The sequence below is a fragment of the Exiguobacterium sp. FD-YE-25-4 genome, from assembly GCF_057004685.1.
Window position 1 is genome coordinate 1,122,587 of record NZ_CM168041.1, and the last position, 15,978, is coordinate 1,138,564.

Below are 15,978 nucleotides of genomic sequence, written 5' to 3' on the forward strand. Positions count from 1 at the left end.
AGAGGATGAAACGGAATAGCTATATGACGGTCGGTTTGACGGTCGCCATTTTGGTGGCAATCGGCGTGGCCTCGTACTTCTTATTCTTTAAAGAAGAGGACTTGCCCGTCATCCAAGAGCCGACCCCGTTCACGTTGACGAACGCGCTCGACGGTCAGTCGTACAATTCGGACAACGGTAAAGTTAAAATCGTCACGTTCTTTTACACGAACTGCCCGGACATTTGTCCGCTCACGTTGCGCGACTTCATGAAGCTCGAGCAAGAGCTGAAAGCGAACGATCTATACGGGACGGACGTTGAACTCGTCGCCATCACGGTCGACCCGGAAGTCGATACGGTCCCCGTCTTAGAGAACTACGGGGCGGCGTTCCAAGCCGAACCGACGGGCTGGAAGATGTTGACCGGAGACAAAGCCGATATCGACCGTATCACGCGTCAGCTTCAGTTCTACTATTCGAAAGCGAACAGTGGCCTCGTCACGCATGCGACGACGATGTATATCATCGATCGCAAGCATGACGTGCGCGCGGTCGCCCAAATGGCGACGGCAGGAGAAAAACCTGTCGACATCGAAACCATTATGGAGGACGTGTTAGTACTCGCGGCAGAAAAGGAGTGAAGAAGATGAATGATACGATGGCTGTCATCGGAAATGATTATTCCTACGGAGATGTGACGATTGCCGAACGGGCGATCGAGGATTTGATCGCTTGCAGTGCGATCGAATTCGGATTGCGTGAAGTGAAAGTCGTGTCTCTGTCGAAAGAGCAATACGATTATCAAATCATCGCACCCGTCTCGCTCGTCGAGGCTGAACGCTTGTATCGGTATGTGCGCGATCAGTTCGACTTGTTGCTCGGACAGGTCGATGTGACGCTCAACGTCATCGGAGTATAAAAAATGGAGAACCCCAGCCGGGTTCTCCATTTTTTTGAGCGCACAAAAGAAAAACCCCTTCGCTTATGCAAGGGGTTTTACTTCGAGTGTCTCAGCGAGTGCGGCAAGACGACGCTCGCAATCACGGACGATTTCTTCTGGGAACTCTTCGTCGTACTCGACGCCGTGCGGGTAGTAATGTTTTCCGAGAATCGGTGTCAACATTTTAACGACCGCATGACGGTCCTCGATTTGTCCTTCAATCGCATATACCGGTAAGCGAAGGTAGAACGTCTCGCCTGTCGATTGTTTCTCGTACTTCATGTCATACGTTGCACGCTCATAGTCCCAAGCGCCTTCACGGATGAAATGATGATGATCCATGATCGTCTCGAGCAAACCGAAGCGGATCTCTTTTCCCTCGATGTGGAACTGCTCAAATTTCATCATAATCCCCCTTTTCCCTAATAAACCTCATATGTCATCATATCATATTCGAAAACGTTCTTGGAATAACGTGTGTTCAAATTGTGAAAAAAAGATGAACGCCTCAAGCCTGGGTGTCGAGGTAGTGGGCAATCTTGTCTGTAAGCCTCACACCGAGCGGCAGGAGCCCTTCCGAACCGAAGAAGACGTTGAACTCTAAAATGTAAAATTCACCGTCTGCGACGATGACGTCGAAGGCAGCGTGATTGATGTGAAGCGTCTTGGCGATGTCGAGCACTTCCGCGACGACGTCTTCCGGGATGTCGTCATACGAGAAGTGGGCACCTTGGGCGACGTTGTTCAAGAACGCTTCGCTGACGCGCCAGTACGAACCGACGACTTCTTCACCGATGACGATGATCCGCAGGTCGCGGTCATTCGGGATGTATTGCTGGACGTAGAACGTCTCGTGCTTGTCGACGTATTCGAGCCAGTCCTGTTCATGCTTGATGAGCCAGACGCCTTGTCCCATCGACGACTTGGCCGTCTTGGCGACGAACGGGTACTCGAACTCTTCCAAGACGCGCTCAATCGTGTAAGGGTTTTTCCCGTAGATGAGCGTCTTCGGGATGCGGTGCGGGAACGTCGCCTTGAAGGCGCGCGTCATCTCAATCTTATCGTGCCCGAGGTGATACGTGGCCGGGGACGGGAAAATCGGTTTATTCAGTCCGTAGATGATCGAGTTGACCATCCAATATTCAGGGAACAAGACGAGGTCGGCCGCTCTTACTTTATCGAGCTGGTCGTAATAATATTCAGGTTTCGCATAGTCGGTCTTGATGCCGGCCGAACGAATCATGTTAAATGAGACTTTTTTCATAGCGAGGTGCACGGATGCACCTGTTCACTTCCTTTCTGGTTGGACGCTTGACAGTCACGTTCAATTATAAAGCCGATTGCTTACAGAGGGAATCAAATGTGTTAAAATCATGGCAGAAAGGGTGAAAGCCATGATTATTACTGAACAGACGATCGCCCTGCTCGATCAAACGGAATCGTTAGCCGATTTGATTGAAGCGAGCGAGTCGTTCCAAACATATATCGCCACGAAACAAGCGCGAGCCCAATCGGAGGAAGCGCGCCTCGTGGAACGTGAGTTCTTGCGGATGAAAGAAGATTACGAGTACGTACAGCGGTTCGGGAAACATCACCCGGACCACGATCGCATTAAAAAAGAGATGCATCTCGTCAAACGGCGTCTCGATGTCCAGCCAGAAGTGGCCGCATTTAAAAAAGCGGAACGCAGTTTAGATAAACTGCTCGGGGAAGTGAGTGAGCTGTTGGCCTTCTCGGTTTCTCCAAAAATCAAAGTCCCGACCGGAAACCCGTTCTTCGATGAAGGCGGATGTTCAGGCGGAGGAAGTTGTGGAGGCGGAAGCTGTGGATGTGCCATCTGAGACGTTTGAGTTGAATGGTCGAATCGGATTCGTCGTCTACGTCCAATCGTTGAAGCAAGTGAAGGCGTTGCGTCGCTATGCGAACCTGTATTACGTGTCAAAGCGGGAGAAGTACGCCTTCTTGTATACCGACCTCGATGGACATGAGGCGATTCTCGAACAAGTGAGCGCGTTGCCGTTCGTCGAAGCGGTCGTCCGCAGTGAGCGGCCGTTCGTCGCGGAGACGTACGAATCGAAGCAGAAATAACACAAAGATGAAGGCGGCACCGCCTTCATCTTTTGTGGTGAAGGAGAACGGAGATGCGAGTGATTTCAGGAGAACGAAAAGGGACCCGACTCAAGGCGGTCCCGGGGTCGGCGACACGACCGACGACAGATAAAGTGAAAGAATCATTATTCAACATCATCGGCCCTTATTTCGCCGGGGGAGATGCGCTTGACCTATACGCCGGGAGCGGTGGGTTAGGGATTGAGGCGTTGTCACGGGGATGTGACCATGCCGTGTTCGTCGACAAGCAACGAAAGGCGATCCAGACGGTCACAGACAATTTGAAGACGACACACTATGAGTCAAAAGCGACGGTGTTGCAACAAGACGCCCGGTCGGTCCTCGACCAACTCGTCTTAAAAGGACAGCCGTTTAAATTGATTTTTATGGATCCGCCATATCATGCGGAAGAACATGTGCCGTTTTTACACATCATTGAGTCGAACCGACTATTGACGGACAACGGGGTCGTCGTCTGCGAACATGGCAGCGATGTGACGTTACCGGATCAGGTCGGGCAGTTGGAAAAAATCAAGGTGCAGCGCTACTCGGACGTGATCACGATCAGCTTCTACGAGTATGCGGCGACCGAGGAGTGAGAACATGTCAAAACGTATCGCGATTTGCCCGGGGAGCTTTGACCCGATTACGAACGGTCATTTAGATATCATCGAGCGGGCGGCAGCCATCTTCGACGAAGTCATCGTCGCCGTGCTCGAAAATTCGAGCAAGGCACCACTGTTTAATGTAGAAGAGCGCCTGTCGCTCATCCGTGAAGTGACGACGCATTTGCCGAACGTCACCGCCGACGCGTTTGGGGGATTGCTCGTCGAATATGCAGCGAAGCGTGAGGCGGCAACGATCGTCCGTGGGCTGCGGGCCGTCTCTGACTTTGAATATGAACTTCAAATCGCATCCATCAATAAAAAGTTGAACGAGAACGTGGAGACGCTCTTTATGATGACAAACAGCCAATATTCGTTCCTAAGCTCGTCAATCGTGAAAGAAGTCGCCAAATACGGGGCGTCCGTCGCTGAACTCGTCCCTGAACAAGTCGAGCACGCCTTGCGTCAAAAGTATAAAGTGAGCCAAGGGCAATGAAGTCTCTCAAAATCGGCTTCGGGTTGCTCGTGGCCGTCTTGATTTTCTTGTTTGTGCCGCTCCCGTATTACATCACCTACCCGGGGGAAGCAACGACGATTGAAGAATTCATGACGGTCGAAGGCGGGGACAAAGAACCCGGCGAGCTACAGATGGTGACCATCTCGCAACGTCGGGCGACTCCGCTTTGGCTCGTCGGCAGTTGGTTCACGCCGTTCACCGATGCCAGCCCGGCCAGTCGATACTTGTATGAGGGAGAAGGGGAAGCAGACTACGAGCGAAGACAAGAACTGTTGATGGCATCGTCCCAGCAGGCGGCGATTCAATACGCCTATGAGTTGGCGGACGCCGACGTGACGGTTTCGTTCGAAGGGATGTATGTCTCCGCCCCGATCAGCGGGTCGCTCGCGGCGAACGTCTTGAAACCGGGTGACGTGATCACCGCCATCGACGGCCAGTCGTTCGCGTCGCGTCTCGACTTCATTGAACGTGTCGCTTCGTTTGAAGCCGGCGATGAAGTGTCCGTCACGCTCGAACGGGATGAACGGGAGCTGGAGGTCGATACGCTTATCCAGCCGCTCGACCGGACCGGCGACCGGGTCGGTCTCGGGATTTATGAACCGTTACCGATTCAAGACGTGCGCACAGTCCCGGAAGTCTCGTTCGAACTGACGAACGTCGGAGGACCTTCGGCCGGTCTTATGTTCACGCTTGAAATCTTTGATCAGTTAACACCGGGTGATTTGACGGGCGGGGCTGTGATCGCCGGTACCGGCACGGTCGATGAGACCGGGACCGTGGGACCAATCGGCGGGGCGTGGCAAAAAATCGTCGCCGCCGATCGGGCCGGTGCGTCGGTTTTCTTCGTGCCGGACGGATCAAATTACGATGAGGCGATGGAATCGCTCGATCGCCTAGACAGTGACATCAAAGTCGTTCCGGTCAAGACGGTCGAGGAGGCCATCGATTATTTGGAGTCAATGAATTGAGGGGTTTGTACGTGTTCGACGAGTGACCGATTTCCGAGAGGAAGGCGATACGCCTCGGTCACTCGAGCCTCGAACGCAAGGTCAGGATGGTACTTGCTCATGAGCGGTACGTCTTTTTTTATGCCTTTCAACACGGTTCGTCCAATCGCGTTGAACGCGAGCGGGCGGACGTAAGGCACCTCATCGAAACGCTCTGGCAGCTCATCGCGGCGCCAATGGACGAGAACAGAGACGAGAGCACGTTGAATGGCGGTCCGAGTGTAGCGTCTCGTCAACAGTCGAGCGAGCGCCTGCTCGAACGTCGGCTCGAGACCGGCTTGAATCAAACGCGGTGATAACGAACTGTCGATGCCGACAAGTTGGTCGAGTACGTCTTTCGGGGTCGTCCGTAACTTGTACTGCAAGACGGGCCAATAGAGTGACCAGTGTGCCATCGACACGTCCGCAAACAGGGCTCTCGTGGCGTCAGGGACGGCCCGGACCATACCTGTCTCCAAGTAGTGGCCGCGCACCCCCGTGGCCGACATGACGTCTGAGACGCTTGGGTCATGGTATCCCGCACCGAGGCGACGAATCGTATGGAGCTCGATCGTCGTCGCCGCTTTCGCATAGTGATAGGCGAGGATATTGTTCGGGAGCGTCAAGTCGAAATCGGGATAGAGCGCACCGAACGCCTCACTCGACGCTTTGGCCGAGGATCGTCCTTGGTCAAGCGCTTCTTTTAGTGCCGTCTGATAAGCTGGCATCTCCTCGATGTTTGCGGCCGCGGCCCGTTTCACGGCTGTGATGTCTCCGCTCTCGCTTCCGAACGACAGCGTTTGGCACTGCATGCGTTCGGCGATGGCGACGGCGGCGCTTGCGAACCGGTCGGCACGTTGTACCCCGTAACGGGTCGGCAGTTCCACGACGAGGTCAATCGCGCCCGTCTGGACGGCCGCTTTCGCGCGGCTCCATTTGTCGAACGCCGCCGGTTCCCCGCGTTGGGTGAACTGGGCGCTCATGACGGCGATGACGGCATCGGCGCCCGTTTCGATCCGTGCTCGTTCAGCTTGATGGAGATGCCCGTTATGGAACGGGTTGTACTCAGCGATGATGGCCGTTTTTCGCATAAAATTACTCCTTTGCATTGTCGATTGGATTGGTGTAAGATGGATAAGTACGCTTTGGCAAAGCGCCGTCGTCAACTGATTTTAGTGTAAAGAAAAAACATTGACAAAACAAGTTGGCCTATCTATAATTCATATTGTTGCAATTGAGGTGATTCGGATGAAGTGGTCTATTGCACAGCTACTTAAGCTACGAAACCAGGGTGACAGTTTTGCCATCGATGAGATGGTCGAACTACCAGAGCTTACTCAGCTCCATCCGGATATCCGTTCGATTCGCCCGGTGCATGTGCACGGGGATGCGTCGTTCACATCTAATCAAGTTACATTCAATTTGAAGGTTCAAGGTGACCTGACGTTGCCAGATGCGCGTACGTTGGACGATGTCATCTATGAATTTGATATTGAATCGCTCGAGCCTTTCTTTTTGGAGAATGGGCGTTATACGGAGCAATTCGATGATGTCAATTTGCCAGAAGGAAATACGATTGATCTGCGACCAATCGTAAGAGAGCTCATCATGTTAGACGTCCCGATGCAAGTTTTCGGGAACGAAACAGACAAAACTCAGGTTGAAGGGGAAGGCTGGTCCGTCATTGACGAGCAGCCGGACGACCAACCAAAAATTGACCCGCGCCTCGCGGGCCTCGCCGACTTGTTCTCTAAAAAAGAGGACGAGAACGGCTAACTTTTCAAGGAGGTGGACAACGATGGCAGTACCATTCCGTAGAACGTCGAAAACTCGCAAACGTCTTCGTCGTACTCACTTCAAACTCAACGTACCTGGTATGAACGAGTGCCCGAACTGTGGCGAAATGAAGCTTTCTCACCGTGTATGCAAATCTTGCGGACACTACAACGGTAAAGAAGTAACAAGCAAATAATGCGAAAAGAAGCGGTCTCCTCGGAGATCGCTTCTTTTTTTCTTTTTGGGTCGTGGAAACAGATTGTGGTAAACTTTTGAGTGCAGACTAGACGTGGAGGGATGGCAATGAAGCCGATTAAACGAATTGGGATTATCGGGAACGGCGCCGTCGGCATGCTGATGGCTTCGCTGTTCGAATCGGATTACACGGTGACGCTCTATGGCCGTGTCGACGAGGCGACGACCGTGACGATCGAACGAATCGGCGTCACGAACGGGACGGCTCATGTAAGCCTTTGTCCGGTGACGACACTCGTCGAGTCGGAGCAGGACGTTTTTTTTGTGACGACGAAAGCACACCAGGTCGAGGCGGCGACGGAACGATTGTCAGGGGACGTGCCCGTCTTCATCTGTTCGAACGGGATTGCCCATCTCGACTACGCACGGAAACGAGGGTTTCATCTCGGCGTGGTCGAACATGGCGTGAGCCGCGATGGCGACCGGCTCCAGCATACCGGGCTCGGGCGCATCCGGATTGGCAGCCTCGGCTCGCTCGAAGAGATGTCGTTCAACGCATCTCCACTCGATGTCGTCTGGGAAGCAGACATCGAGCAAGTCGTCACCGAGAAGCTATTCGCGAACGCAATCATCAATCCGATCACAGCGCTCTGTCGTGTCGAAAATGGTGCGGTCGCTTCGCCGCCTTGCCGTGACATCGCCGATGCCGTCTATGCGGAATTGTCCACATTGTTCGACCGGCACGTGCCTTATACATATATCGAGACCATCATTGAAAAAACGGCCCATAACCGGTCTTCCATGTTACGTGACATCGAAGCAGGGCGCCAGACCGAGGTCGACGCCATCTTGACACCGCTGTTGAAACGGGCCGACGAGCGAGGCATCACGTTAACCGTCATTCCCGTCCTACAAAAATTAATTTTAGGAGCGAGCGTATCGTGCTAGTGTATATTGTTTCATTTCCACTCGTCATTTGGTTTATGGTGTATATGATACTTAGAAAAATTATGCCGAAATCGGTTAATACGTTCAAACTCGTCTGTGATGCCGGCGTGGTCCTATGGTTCTATGCGTGTGGGATTTTGCTCGAGGCGATTGTCGGGGTCGATGTGTTCTGGCTGCTGCTAGCCGTCTGTGCCGCCATCTTCCCTGCCAACGCTATTTGGCAGCGGGTGCGTCATGAGGATGTCGTCTATTCGAAGATGTTCGTGCACGGGTGGCGCCTATTGTTTTTGTTGCTCGTCCCGGCCCACTTCGTCTTGTTCACGATCGGCATCGCACGCGAGATGATGTATTAATCGTTTGAAAGGAAGTCGTTATACGTGAGGATAGAGTCGCTAGATGCCATGTACGCCCCGTCGTCTCCGATGATGCAGGTGGAGACAGGCTATTCGAAATGGCTGGACTATAAAGGGATGGACGAACTCGAGGCGAGGGCTGACGAACTGACCGGACGTTCGTTCACGCATTTGCCCGCGCTTGTAACTATATTGCGTGACCAACAAACCGCCCACGGTCCGATGTCTCCCGCGCTCGAATCAAAGCTCGACGCGTTGGCTCGAGGCGAGGCGTTGACGATGGTGACCGGACAGCAAGTCGGGGTATTCGGTGGTCCGTTGTTCGCGGTGTATAAACTGTTGACCGTGATCAAAAAAGCCAAACAGGCAGAAGCGAAACTGAACAAACCGGTCATCCCGATCTTTTGGATGGCGACCGAGGATCATGACTATGCGGAAATCAACCACGTGTTCGTGAGCCAACCGTTGTCGCGTCAATTGCGTAAAGAGGCGCTATCGACGGTCCCGCTCGCCGGCAAGGCATCGATCGGGGAGTTAGAATTCGATCGACTGAAAATTGAGCTCGTGCAAATGTTACAGCGTGTGCTGTTATCAGAGACGGAGACGCCATACACGACGACACTTTATCATGAGCTCGTCGCCGTGCTCCAAGCGAGCCATTCGTTCGCCGAATTTTTCGGGCGGATGATGCGCCGGTTCGTCGGAGAAGACTTCATCCTGTTCGACCCGCACCAACCGGAAGTCCGGGCGCTCGAGCGCGACGCATTCAAGCGGTTGATTCGTGAACACGATCGTCTGAACACGGCGCTACGAGGGGCGTTCGAGGATGGCATGCCACACGTCGACTTGAACCGGGACGCGGCCCATCTGTTCTATCACGACGGCACACGCGAGTTGTTGACGAAACAAGACGGGGTGTTCACGACGAAACGAGGCCATCGATTCACCGAGGCCGAGTTGCTGCAACAAGTCGAGGAGCACCCGGAGCGGTTCTCGAACAACGTCGTGTCACGTCCGCTCATGCAAGACTTCTTGTTCCCGACGCTCGCTTATATCGCCGGTCCGGGGGAAATCGCCTACTGGCTTCAGTTGCGCCCGCTGTTCCATCTCTTTGGTTGGAACATGCCGCTCCTCATCCCACGGCTCGGGGCCGTCCTCGTTTCGACGAACGATGAGAAGAAGCTTGCCCAAGAAGGCGTGACGCTCGTCGATTACTTGACGAACCCGTTGCCGGACCATACGTTCGATGACGAGGCGTTCGACCAGAGTCTTTACGCCTACCGAACGCTCACGGAAGCGCTCGGTCGCGAAGCCGGAAAGCGGGGCCATCGATTTGACGCCAAGGCGCGACACGTACTTGATCGGCTCGCTGACGAGATGCGGGCCGAGGCGAAACGTGACCAATATCGGTTGAACAGTCGACGGATTCATCTGTCGACAAGGCTCTTACCGATGGATGCGCCGCAAGAACGGATCTGGTCGATGGTACCGCTCTTGAATCGTCATGGCCTCGATGTGTTCAAACGGCTATTTGACGCCTACGAACAGTCTGAATCGGAGCGATGTCTCGTTAAACTGTAAAATAAATACCAATGTTTTTTTGATGGTTCCCTGAGCAATCAGGGAATCTTTTTTGTTTGTTACCTTTTTGTTTCCTCTTTTCGCTAAAAACCTATGCGGCGCTTGACATTTTTATGATAAAGTAAACGTAATAAAATAGTTGAAAAATGTAGGTTGAGAGGGTTTTTGTATGTTTGAGCATGAAACGGTTTTAAAAATGGAGTCCATTGAGGGATTGAATATTAAGCCAGACGGGATTTATGTCGATTGTACGTTAGGAGGAGCCGGTCACAGCGAAGAGATTGTCAAGCGTTTGACGACAGGCCATCTGTACGCCTTTGACCAAGACGACGTCGCGCTCAAGCACGCGAGTGAGCGGTTGGCTCCATATGAGGACCGGGTTACGTTCATTAAAAGCAACTTCGTCCATTTGAAAGATGAACTGCTGGCACGGGGAATCACCCAGGTCGATGGGGTATTGTTTGACCTTGGCGTGTCTTCGCCGCAGCTCGATGAGGCCGAACGTGGCTTTAGCTACAATTACGACGCGCCGTTAGATATGCGCATGGACCGTTCGCGTGAGCTATCGGCTTACCATGTCGTCAACGAATGGCCGTTCGGGGACCTTGCCCGCATCTTCTTTACATACGGGGAAGAGAAATTCTCGAAACAGATTGCCCGCAAGATCGAACAAGCCCGTGCCGTCAAGCCGATCGAGACGACGTTTGAACTCGTCGAGTTGATCAAAGACGCGATTCCGGCGCCGGCACGACGAAAAGGCGGACACCCTGCGAAACGAACGTTCCAGGCGATCCGCATCGCCGTCAACGATGAATTGAACGTGTTCGACCGCGCCGTCCAAGACGCGATCGATCTACTCGCCATCGGTGGACGGATTTGTGTCATCACGTTCCACTCGTTAGAAGATCGGATTTGTAAGCAAGTCTTCAAAGAGAGAAGCCAGCATCCGCCGTTACCACCAGGATTGCCGGTCATCCCGAAAGAGTTTGAACCCGAGTTGAAGTTGATCACGCGCAAGCCGATCACGGCCGGGGACGTTGAACTTGAAGACAACCGCCGGGCCCGTTCAGCCAAGCTTCGGGTCGCAGAAAAACAAAAATAGACTGTACGTAGGAGGGATACCTGATGCCAGAAGCTGCTCGCAAGGCTTTGCAGCCTCAAGTTTCGCCGAATCGCAATCCGATTCCGCAAGAACGACCAATACCAGCTCCAAAACGACGTACGTTGACTTTGTTCGAATCCATCCTGTACCCGACCATGATCTGTTCAGTTGTCTTGTTCGGTGGCATCACGGTATCGAAACATAATGAAGCGTACAACATCATGCGCGACACGGCTCTGATCACACAAGAGACGAACACGATCGCGAAAGAGAATGAAGAATTGAAGTATGAGATCGCCCAACTAAGCTCACCTGAGAGAATCTATGCGATTGCTGAAAAGCTCGGAATGCAATTCAATGAGAACAACGTCAAGGTGATTGACTGATGAATTCTCTACAACAGAGTAAAAAAAGAGTGGCGTGGGTGGCGATTGTTTGCTTCACACCACTCTTTTTATTTTTTGTCGGTTGGTTCCTTTATTTGTCCGTCTTCCAGACGTACAAAGGGGAAAACATGCTCGCCTTCGCCGAGGAAGAACGCTGGAAAGCGGTCAGTACGTTAAAAGCGGAGCGGGGCGAGATTTTTGATCGGTTCGGACAACCAATCGCCATCAACATCCCGTCGTATCGAGTCGTGGCCGTGTTGAAGCTCGGCGGCGAGCGGGTAGAAAACAAGACGCTCATGCCCGAAGCGTTTCCTGAGGCCGCGAAGCAACTTGCGACCGTGCTTCCGATGACGGAAGGTGACATCTTGAAACGGCTCGAGCAAAACAAAGACCGTGGGCAAATCGAGTTCGGCGTGCCGGGTCGTGATTTGACGGTCGAACAAAAAGAAGAGATTGAAACGTTCAAGATTCCCGGGATCACGTTCGTCGAAGAACCGAAACGCTATTATCCGAACAAAGTGTTCGCATCAAGCGTCGTCGGATACGCCCAAAAGATTGACCAGAATGGGCGAATCGAACTCGTTGGAGAACTCGGGATTGAAAAGTCACTCAATGACGTCTTGAGCGAGTCGTATGGGCTGTATCGGTTCGAGAAAGATTTGGCCGGCCGTCAACTCGTCTCGAGTGACGAGCAATTGAAGGTTGACCCGGAAGATGGGGCGGACGTCCAACTGACGATCGATCACCGCATTCAACAGCTGCTCGATACGAAGATGGAAGAGCTGTATAAAGAGTACAAGCCGAAGAATGCGACGGCGATCATTATGGACCCGAAGACCGGCGAAATCATCGCCTTGTCGGACCGCCCGTCATTCGATCCGAACACGCGTGAAATCAGCTCATACAGTAACTTCTCGGTGTCGTCTCGCTTCGAGCCGGGGTCGACGATGAAAATCTTCACGTTGGCCGCTGCCATCAACGAAGGTGTCTACAACCCGAACGAACTGTACAAGTCGGGTTCATATAAGTATGGCAAGACCGTATTCAATGATTACAACATTACCGGATGGGGTACGATTCCTATGGTAGAAGGCGTCTGGCACTCGTCGAACGTCGCCTTTTCGATATTGGCGAACGAACGGCTCGGACTCAGTCGCTACGAGGATTATTTCAAAGCGTTCAAGTTCGACCAACGCACGGGCGTCGATTTACCGGGCGAGGTCAACAGCCAGTTCGATTTCGAGAGCCCGCTCAACGTCTTGATCACAGCATGGGGTCAATCGACGGCCGTCACGCCAATGCAAATCTTGCAAGCGACGTCGGCGATCGCGACCGATGGGACGATGAAGCAACCTCATGTCATTAAAAAAGTCGTGAACCGTGAGACGGGTGAGACGATTCGGACGACGAATCCGAAAGTCGTCGGACAACCGATCACGGCCGAGGCGGCGAAGCAGACGCGGGAAGCGCTTGACGGCGTCGTCAACAGTGACGTCGGGACGGGGCAATTGTACGCCCTCGACAACTACCGCGTCATCGGGAAAACCGGGACCGCACAAATCGCGGAGAACGGGAAGTATTTGAGTGGACAATATATCCATTCGTTCGTCGGCATGGCGCCGGAGGACGACCCTGAACTCGTCATGTACATCGCCGTCGACCGACCGAACAGTGACTCGTCGACGACGGGGCCGCGTATCATGGCACCGCTGTTCAAAGACGTGATGGACGTCGCGCTCCGTTACCGGAGTGTCGAGCCAGACAAACAGGCGAAGACGATCGATGCGTCGACGAAGACGACAGAGTCATTCGTCGGGCAAGGCCGTGACGAGGCGGTGAAGGCAGCCAAGGCGGCGGCATTCACCCCGGTGTCACTCGGCAGTGGCGAAACGGTCATCGCGCAAAGTCCGGTCGAGGGTCAACCGTACGTTGTCGGCGAGCGCTTGCTGTTAAAGACGGATGAGTCGTTCACGATGCCGGTCTTGAAAGGCTGGTCGCTCCGTGATGTGAAACGGTTGGCGACGCTTTACCAATTGAATTTAGAAATAGACGGTACCGGCTTTGTCACGTCCCAGTCAATTGGGAAAGATAAGCCTGTCAAGACCGGGGCGACGTTAAAAGTGAAGCTCCAGTCACCGTCGAACTAACGCAAAGGGATGAAGAGGGCCTCGGCTCTCTTTTCCTTTGTCACAGGAGGAAATGGTTATGGAACAGTTGACGATACAAACACTCGCATCTTGGTTTGGCATGAAGACAGATGATACGCGTGAGGTGCGCCACGTCGCAACCGACTCGCGAGACGATAACGCCGACGGCTTGTTCGTCCCAATCATCGGGGCGCGTGTCGATGGACACGATTATATCGAGTCTGCCATCAAACAAGGTGCGATCGTGACGTTTTGGGAGCAAGACCGGCCGTTGCCGGAAGGGATTGTCGCCATTCCGGTCGCATCGCCGCTTCAGGCGCTTCAAGAGGCGGCAGCCCGCTACTTGGCAGAGATTGATCCAAAAGTCGTCGCCATCACCGGATCGAACGGAAAGACCTCGACGAAAGATATGATCGCCGTCGTGCTCGGCGAGACGTTCAAGACACACAAGACGGCAGGCAATTTCAACTCGGATGTCGGCTTGCCGCTCACCGTGTTACGGATGCCACGCGATACGGAAGTCGCTGTCCTCGAGATGGGGATGAACGGATTCGGTCAAATTGAATTGTTGTCGAAGCTCGCTAAACCGGATATCGCTTTCGTCACGAATATCGGAGAGTCGCACGGAGAACAAGTCGGGGGGCGCGAAGGGATCGCCAAGGCGAAACTCGAGATTAAAGCCGGTCTGAAACCGGATGGCGTCTTGATCGTCGATGCCGACGAGCCGCTCCTCAGTGAAGCTGGCGGGTACCGCGTCGGTTATGAGGCGACGGCTGACGGGAAGCTCGAGGTCGTGGAGGCGACGTTCGATGCTTCGATTTTCCGTTACAACAACGAGTTATATGAATTGAAAGTGCTCGGCGCCCATCAAATCCGCAACGCCGCCTATGCGATCGCTTGCGGACTCAAGTTCGGATTGGGACACGATACGATCCAACGCGGACTCGATCGGGTCCAGTTGACATCGATGCGGATGGAGAAGCGGATGTTCGGTGATGCGCACTTGATCAATGATGCCTATAACGCCAGCCCGACTTCGATGATCGCCGCCATCGAGACGATGAAAACACTTGAAGGGTTCACGCGACGTGTCCTCGTCCTCGGTGACATGTATGAACTTGGCGCAGATGAAGTCACGCAACACGAAAGTGTCGGCCGTGTCATCACGGCCCCGGTCACAGATTGCGTGCTCATCGGAGAGAAGGCGAAATGGATTGCGAACGGCATTACCGACCCGCGTGTGAACGTGACAACGGTGCCGACCGTCGAGGAAGCGAAAGTGCTTCTCGGCAGTTATCAACGCCCCCAGACTGTGATATTGTTAAAAGCATCGCGAGGACTGGCGCTTGAGCGCTTAGTTCAATAAAGAGAGTAGTGAGGTACGAACATGCTAATCAGTTTAATCGTCTTAATCAGTTCATTATTGACCGTATTGGTCGTCATGCCGCGGGCCATCCCGGCACTGCGTAACTTAAAGTTTGGCCAAGAAATCCGTGACGAAGGTCCGGGTTGGCATCAAAAGAAATCAGGCACTCCGACGATGGGAGGCATCGTCATCTTGCTCGCCCTCATCATCGGATTCCTCGTCTCGGTCGTCTTCGGAGAAGCCGTCGCCGGATTCGGGACGCTCTTGTTCGTGACACTCGCCTTCGGTGTGATCGGCTTCCTTGACGACTACATCAAAGTCGTCAACAAACGTAACCTCGGTTTGACATCGCTCCAGAAATTGATCGGTCAAATCGTCGTCTCCGTCCTGTTTGTCTGGTTCCTCTCACTCGGTGGGGAGCTCGACACGACGATTCAAATCCCGTTCACCTCGATCGCGTTTGAAACGGGTTGGTTCTATGTGGCCATCGTCATCTTCTGGCTTGTCGGTTTCTCGAACGCGGTCAACTTGACGGACGGTCTCGACGGTCTCGTCTCGTTCTCGGCTATCCCGACGTTCGCCTTCTTCGGCATCTATGCCCTCGGGCAAGACGAAGCCGGAATCGCTTGGTTCGCCTTCAGTGCCGTCGGCGCCTTGCTCGGTTTCCTCGTCTTCAATAAATACCCGGCAAAAATCTTCATGGGCGACACGGGGTCGCTCGCCCTCGGCGGTGCGGTCGCAGGTCTCGCCCTCATGCTCAAGCTCGAGTTGTTGCTCGTCTTTGTCGGTATCATCTTTGTCATCGAGACGCTCAGCGTCATTTTGCAAGTGCTCTCGTTCAAGACGACGGGCAAACGAATCTTTAAGATGAGCCCGATCCATCACCATTTCGAAATGGTCGGTTGGTCAGAATGGCGCATCGTCTTGACGTTCGGTGGAATTAGTTTGATCACGGCAGTCTTGTCGTTACTACTCATGTAATGGATGG

20 protein-coding genes are annotated in these 15,978 nt (G+C 53.5%); 17 read left to right on the forward strand and 3 right to left on the reverse strand.

Going from position 1 to position 15,978, the window contains the following annotated elements; genetic code table 11:
- The first annotated feature begins 5 nt into the window (after window positions 1-5).
- Window positions 6-620 (forward strand): SCO family protein, encoded by a 615-nt coding sequence (locus AC13H5_RS05770; protein ID WP_034777051.1) that lies wholly within the window; start codon window positions 6-8, stop codon window positions 618-620.
- 5 nt (window positions 621-625) lie between these two features.
- Window positions 626-898, forward strand: coding sequence for a hypothetical protein (locus AC13H5_RS05775; protein ID WP_128122992.1), 273 nt, complete (start codon window positions 626-628; stop codon window positions 896-898).
- A 63-nt stretch (window positions 899-961) separates the two neighbouring features.
- On the opposite strand, the gene AC13H5_RS05780 is transcribed toward AC13H5_RS05775, so the two are convergent.
- On the reverse strand, window positions 962-1,324 hold the full coding sequence (locus AC13H5_RS05780) for a YugN family protein (RefSeq protein ID WP_021067026.1): 363 nt from the start codon (window positions 1,322-1,324) through the stop codon (window positions 962-964).
- Between the two features lie 103 nt (window positions 1,325-1,427).
- Entirely contained in the window at window positions 1,428-2,162 is a 735-nt protein-coding gene (locus AC13H5_RS05785) for an ATP-grasp domain-containing protein (RefSeq protein ID WP_240731242.1), read from the reverse strand.
- Between the two features lie 151 nt (window positions 2,163-2,313).
- Between AC13H5_RS05785 and AC13H5_RS05790 the strand changes: the two genes are divergently transcribed.
- From AC13H5_RS05790 to AC13H5_RS05810, 5 genes are read left to right on the forward strand one after another with little or no spacing between them, the layout of a single operon-like run.
- Complete coding sequence (locus AC13H5_RS05790) at window positions 2,314-2,760, forward strand: YlbF/YmcA family competence regulator (protein ID WP_034777059.1); 447 nt, start codon at window positions 2,314-2,316, stop codon at window positions 2,758-2,760.
- Window positions 2,744-3,007, forward strand: a complete 264-nt coding sequence (locus AC13H5_RS05795) for a DUF2129 domain-containing protein (protein WP_021067029.1) — start codon at window positions 2,744-2,746, stop codon at window positions 3,005-3,007. Before AC13H5_RS05790 ends, AC13H5_RS05795 begins: the two co-directional genes overlap by 17 nt.
- Before the next feature lie 53 nt (window positions 3,008-3,060).
- Window positions 3,061-3,627: a 16S rRNA (guanine(966)-N(2))-methyltransferase RsmD gene (rsmD, locus tag AC13H5_RS05800; RefSeq protein ID WP_034777060.1), complete on the forward strand. Its 567-nt coding sequence runs from the start codon at window positions 3,061-3,063 to the stop codon at window positions 3,625-3,627.
- Window positions 3,628-3,631: 4 nt separating this feature from the next.
- Window positions 3,632-4,129 carry a pantetheine-phosphate adenylyltransferase gene (coaD, locus tag AC13H5_RS05805; RefSeq protein ID WP_034777061.1) on the forward strand — a complete coding sequence of 166 codons (498 nt, stop codon included), beginning with the start codon at window positions 3,632-3,634 and terminating at the stop codon, window positions 4,127-4,129.
- Window positions 4,126-5,118 (forward strand): SepM family pheromone-processing serine protease, encoded by a 993-nt coding sequence (locus AC13H5_RS05810; protein ID WP_214707387.1) that lies wholly within the window; start codon window positions 4,126-4,128, stop codon window positions 5,116-5,118. The genes coaD and AC13H5_RS05810 overlap by 4 nt, the downstream gene beginning before the upstream one ends.
- On the opposite strand, the gene AC13H5_RS05815 is transcribed toward AC13H5_RS05810, so the two are convergent.
- Window positions 5,097-6,227 carry a tRNA(Met) cytidine acetate ligase gene (locus AC13H5_RS05815; protein ID WP_483546459.1) on the reverse strand — a complete coding sequence of 377 codons (1,131 nt, stop codon included), beginning with the start codon at window positions 6,225-6,227 and terminating at the stop codon, window positions 5,097-5,099. The two genes, AC13H5_RS05810 and AC13H5_RS05815, sit on opposite strands and share 22 nt — an antisense overlap.
- A gap of 157 nt (window positions 6,228-6,384) precedes the next feature.
- Here AC13H5_RS05815 and AC13H5_RS05820 point away from each other — a divergent pair, with 157 nt between their 5' ends.
- The 10 genes from AC13H5_RS05820 to mraY all read left to right on the forward strand — a co-directional run bounded on the left by AC13H5_RS05820 (window position 6,385) and on the right by mraY (window position 15,971).
- Window positions 6,385-6,912, forward strand: a complete 528-nt coding sequence (locus AC13H5_RS05820) for a YceD family protein (RefSeq protein WP_034777064.1) — start codon at window positions 6,385-6,387, stop codon at window positions 6,910-6,912.
- Window positions 6,913-6,934: 22 nt separating this feature from the next.
- Window positions 6,935-7,108, forward strand: a complete 174-nt coding sequence (gene rpmF / locus AC13H5_RS05825) for a 50S ribosomal protein L32 (protein WP_015881300.1) — start codon at window positions 6,935-6,937, stop codon at window positions 7,106-7,108.
- Between the two features lie 107 nt (window positions 7,109-7,215).
- A complete protein-coding gene (locus AC13H5_RS05830; protein WP_483546460.1) occupies window positions 7,216-8,055 on the forward strand; it encodes a 2-dehydropantoate 2-reductase in 840 nt (279 codons plus the stop codon).
- Window positions 8,049-8,408, forward strand: coding sequence for a DUF3397 domain-containing protein (locus AC13H5_RS05835; RefSeq protein WP_084592783.1), 360 nt, complete (start codon window positions 8,049-8,051; stop codon window positions 8,406-8,408). The genes AC13H5_RS05830 and AC13H5_RS05835 overlap by 7 nt, the downstream gene beginning before the upstream one ends.
- Before the next feature lie 24 nt (window positions 8,409-8,432).
- Window positions 8,433-9,989, forward strand: coding sequence for a bacillithiol biosynthesis cysteine-adding enzyme BshC (bshC, locus tag AC13H5_RS05840; RefSeq protein ID WP_371819166.1), 1,557 nt, complete (start codon window positions 8,433-8,435; stop codon window positions 9,987-9,989).
- Between the two features lie 169 nt (window positions 9,990-10,158).
- Window positions 10,159-11,091 (forward strand): 16S rRNA (cytosine(1402)-N(4))-methyltransferase RsmH, encoded by a 933-nt coding sequence (gene rsmH / locus AC13H5_RS05845; RefSeq protein ID WP_034777067.1) that lies wholly within the window; start codon window positions 10,159-10,161, stop codon window positions 11,089-11,091.
- Window positions 11,092-11,114: 23 nt separating this feature from the next.
- Window positions 11,115-11,477 (forward strand): cell division protein FtsL, encoded by a 363-nt coding sequence (gene ftsL, locus AC13H5_RS05850; protein WP_251126243.1) that lies wholly within the window; start codon window positions 11,115-11,117, stop codon window positions 11,475-11,477.
- A gap of 38 nt (window positions 11,478-11,515) precedes the next feature.
- Window positions 11,516-13,624 carry a penicillin-binding transpeptidase domain-containing protein gene (locus tag AC13H5_RS05855; protein WP_235420177.1) on the forward strand — a complete coding sequence of 703 codons (2,109 nt, stop codon included), beginning with the start codon at window positions 11,516-11,518 and terminating at the stop codon, window positions 13,622-13,624.
- A gap of 58 nt (window positions 13,625-13,682) precedes the next feature.
- Complete coding sequence (locus AC13H5_RS05860) at window positions 13,683-14,990, forward strand: UDP-N-acetylmuramoyl-tripeptide--D-alanyl-D-alanine ligase (protein ID WP_052090095.1); 1,308 nt, start codon at window positions 13,683-13,685, stop codon at window positions 14,988-14,990.
- Window positions 14,991-15,011: 21 nt separating this feature from the next.
- Complete coding sequence (gene mraY, locus AC13H5_RS05865; protein WP_034777072.1) at window positions 15,012-15,971, forward strand: phospho-N-acetylmuramoyl-pentapeptide-transferase; 960 nt, start codon at window positions 15,012-15,014, stop codon at window positions 15,969-15,971.
- The last annotated feature ends 7 nt before the right edge of the window (window positions 15,972-15,978 follow it).

What these genes read in the sequence shown, in the direction of transcription:
- AC13H5_RS05770 (WP_034777051.1), top strand. Translation starts at nt 6, where the DNA reads ATGAAACGGAATAGCTATATGACGGTCGGTTTGACGGTCGCCATTTTG.
- AC13H5_RS05775 (WP_128122992.1), top strand. Translation starts at nt 626, where the DNA reads ATGAATGATACGATGGCTGTCATCGGAAATGATTATTCCTACGGAGAT.
- AC13H5_RS05780 (WP_021067026.1), bottom strand. Translation starts at nt 1,324, where the DNA reads ATGAAATTTGAGCAGTTCCACATCGAGGGAAAAGAGATCCGCTTCGGT.
- AC13H5_RS05785 (WP_240731242.1), bottom strand. Translation starts at nt 2,162, where the DNA reads ATGATTCGTTCGGCCGGCATCAAGACCGACTATGCGAAACCTGAATAT.
- AC13H5_RS05790 (WP_034777059.1), top strand. Translation starts at nt 2,314, where the DNA reads ATGATTATTACTGAACAGACGATCGCCCTGCTCGATCAAACGGAATCG.
- rsmD (WP_034777060.1), top strand. Translation starts at nt 3,061, where the DNA reads ATGCGAGTGATTTCAGGAGAACGAAAAGGGACCCGACTCAAGGCGGTC.
- coaD (WP_034777061.1), top strand. Translation starts at nt 3,632, where the DNA reads ATGTCAAAACGTATCGCGATTTGCCCGGGGAGCTTTGACCCGATTACG.
- AC13H5_RS05810 (WP_214707387.1), top strand. Translation starts at nt 4,126, where the DNA reads ATGAAGTCTCTCAAAATCGGCTTCGGGTTGCTCGTGGCCGTCTTGATT.
- AC13H5_RS05815 (WP_483546459.1), bottom strand. Translation starts at nt 6,227, where the DNA reads ATGCGAAAAACGGCCATCATCGCTGAGTACAACCCGTTCCATAACGGG.
- AC13H5_RS05820 (WP_034777064.1), top strand. Translation starts at nt 6,385, where the DNA reads ATGAAGTGGTCTATTGCACAGCTACTTAAGCTACGAAACCAGGGTGAC.
- rpmF (WP_015881300.1), top strand. Translation starts at nt 6,935, where the DNA reads ATGGCAGTACCATTCCGTAGAACGTCGAAAACTCGCAAACGTCTTCGT.
- AC13H5_RS05830 (WP_483546460.1), top strand. Translation starts at nt 7,216, where the DNA reads ATGAAGCCGATTAAACGAATTGGGATTATCGGGAACGGCGCCGTCGGC.
- rsmH (WP_034777067.1), top strand. Translation starts at nt 10,159, where the DNA reads ATGTTTGAGCATGAAACGGTTTTAAAAATGGAGTCCATTGAGGGATTG.
- ftsL (WP_251126243.1), top strand. Translation starts at nt 11,115, where the DNA reads ATGCCAGAAGCTGCTCGCAAGGCTTTGCAGCCTCAAGTTTCGCCGAAT.
- AC13H5_RS05860 (WP_052090095.1), top strand. Translation starts at nt 13,683, where the DNA reads ATGGAACAGTTGACGATACAAACACTCGCATCTTGGTTTGGCATGAAG.
- mraY (WP_034777072.1), top strand. Translation starts at nt 15,012, where the DNA reads ATGCTAATCAGTTTAATCGTCTTAATCAGTTCATTATTGACCGTATTG.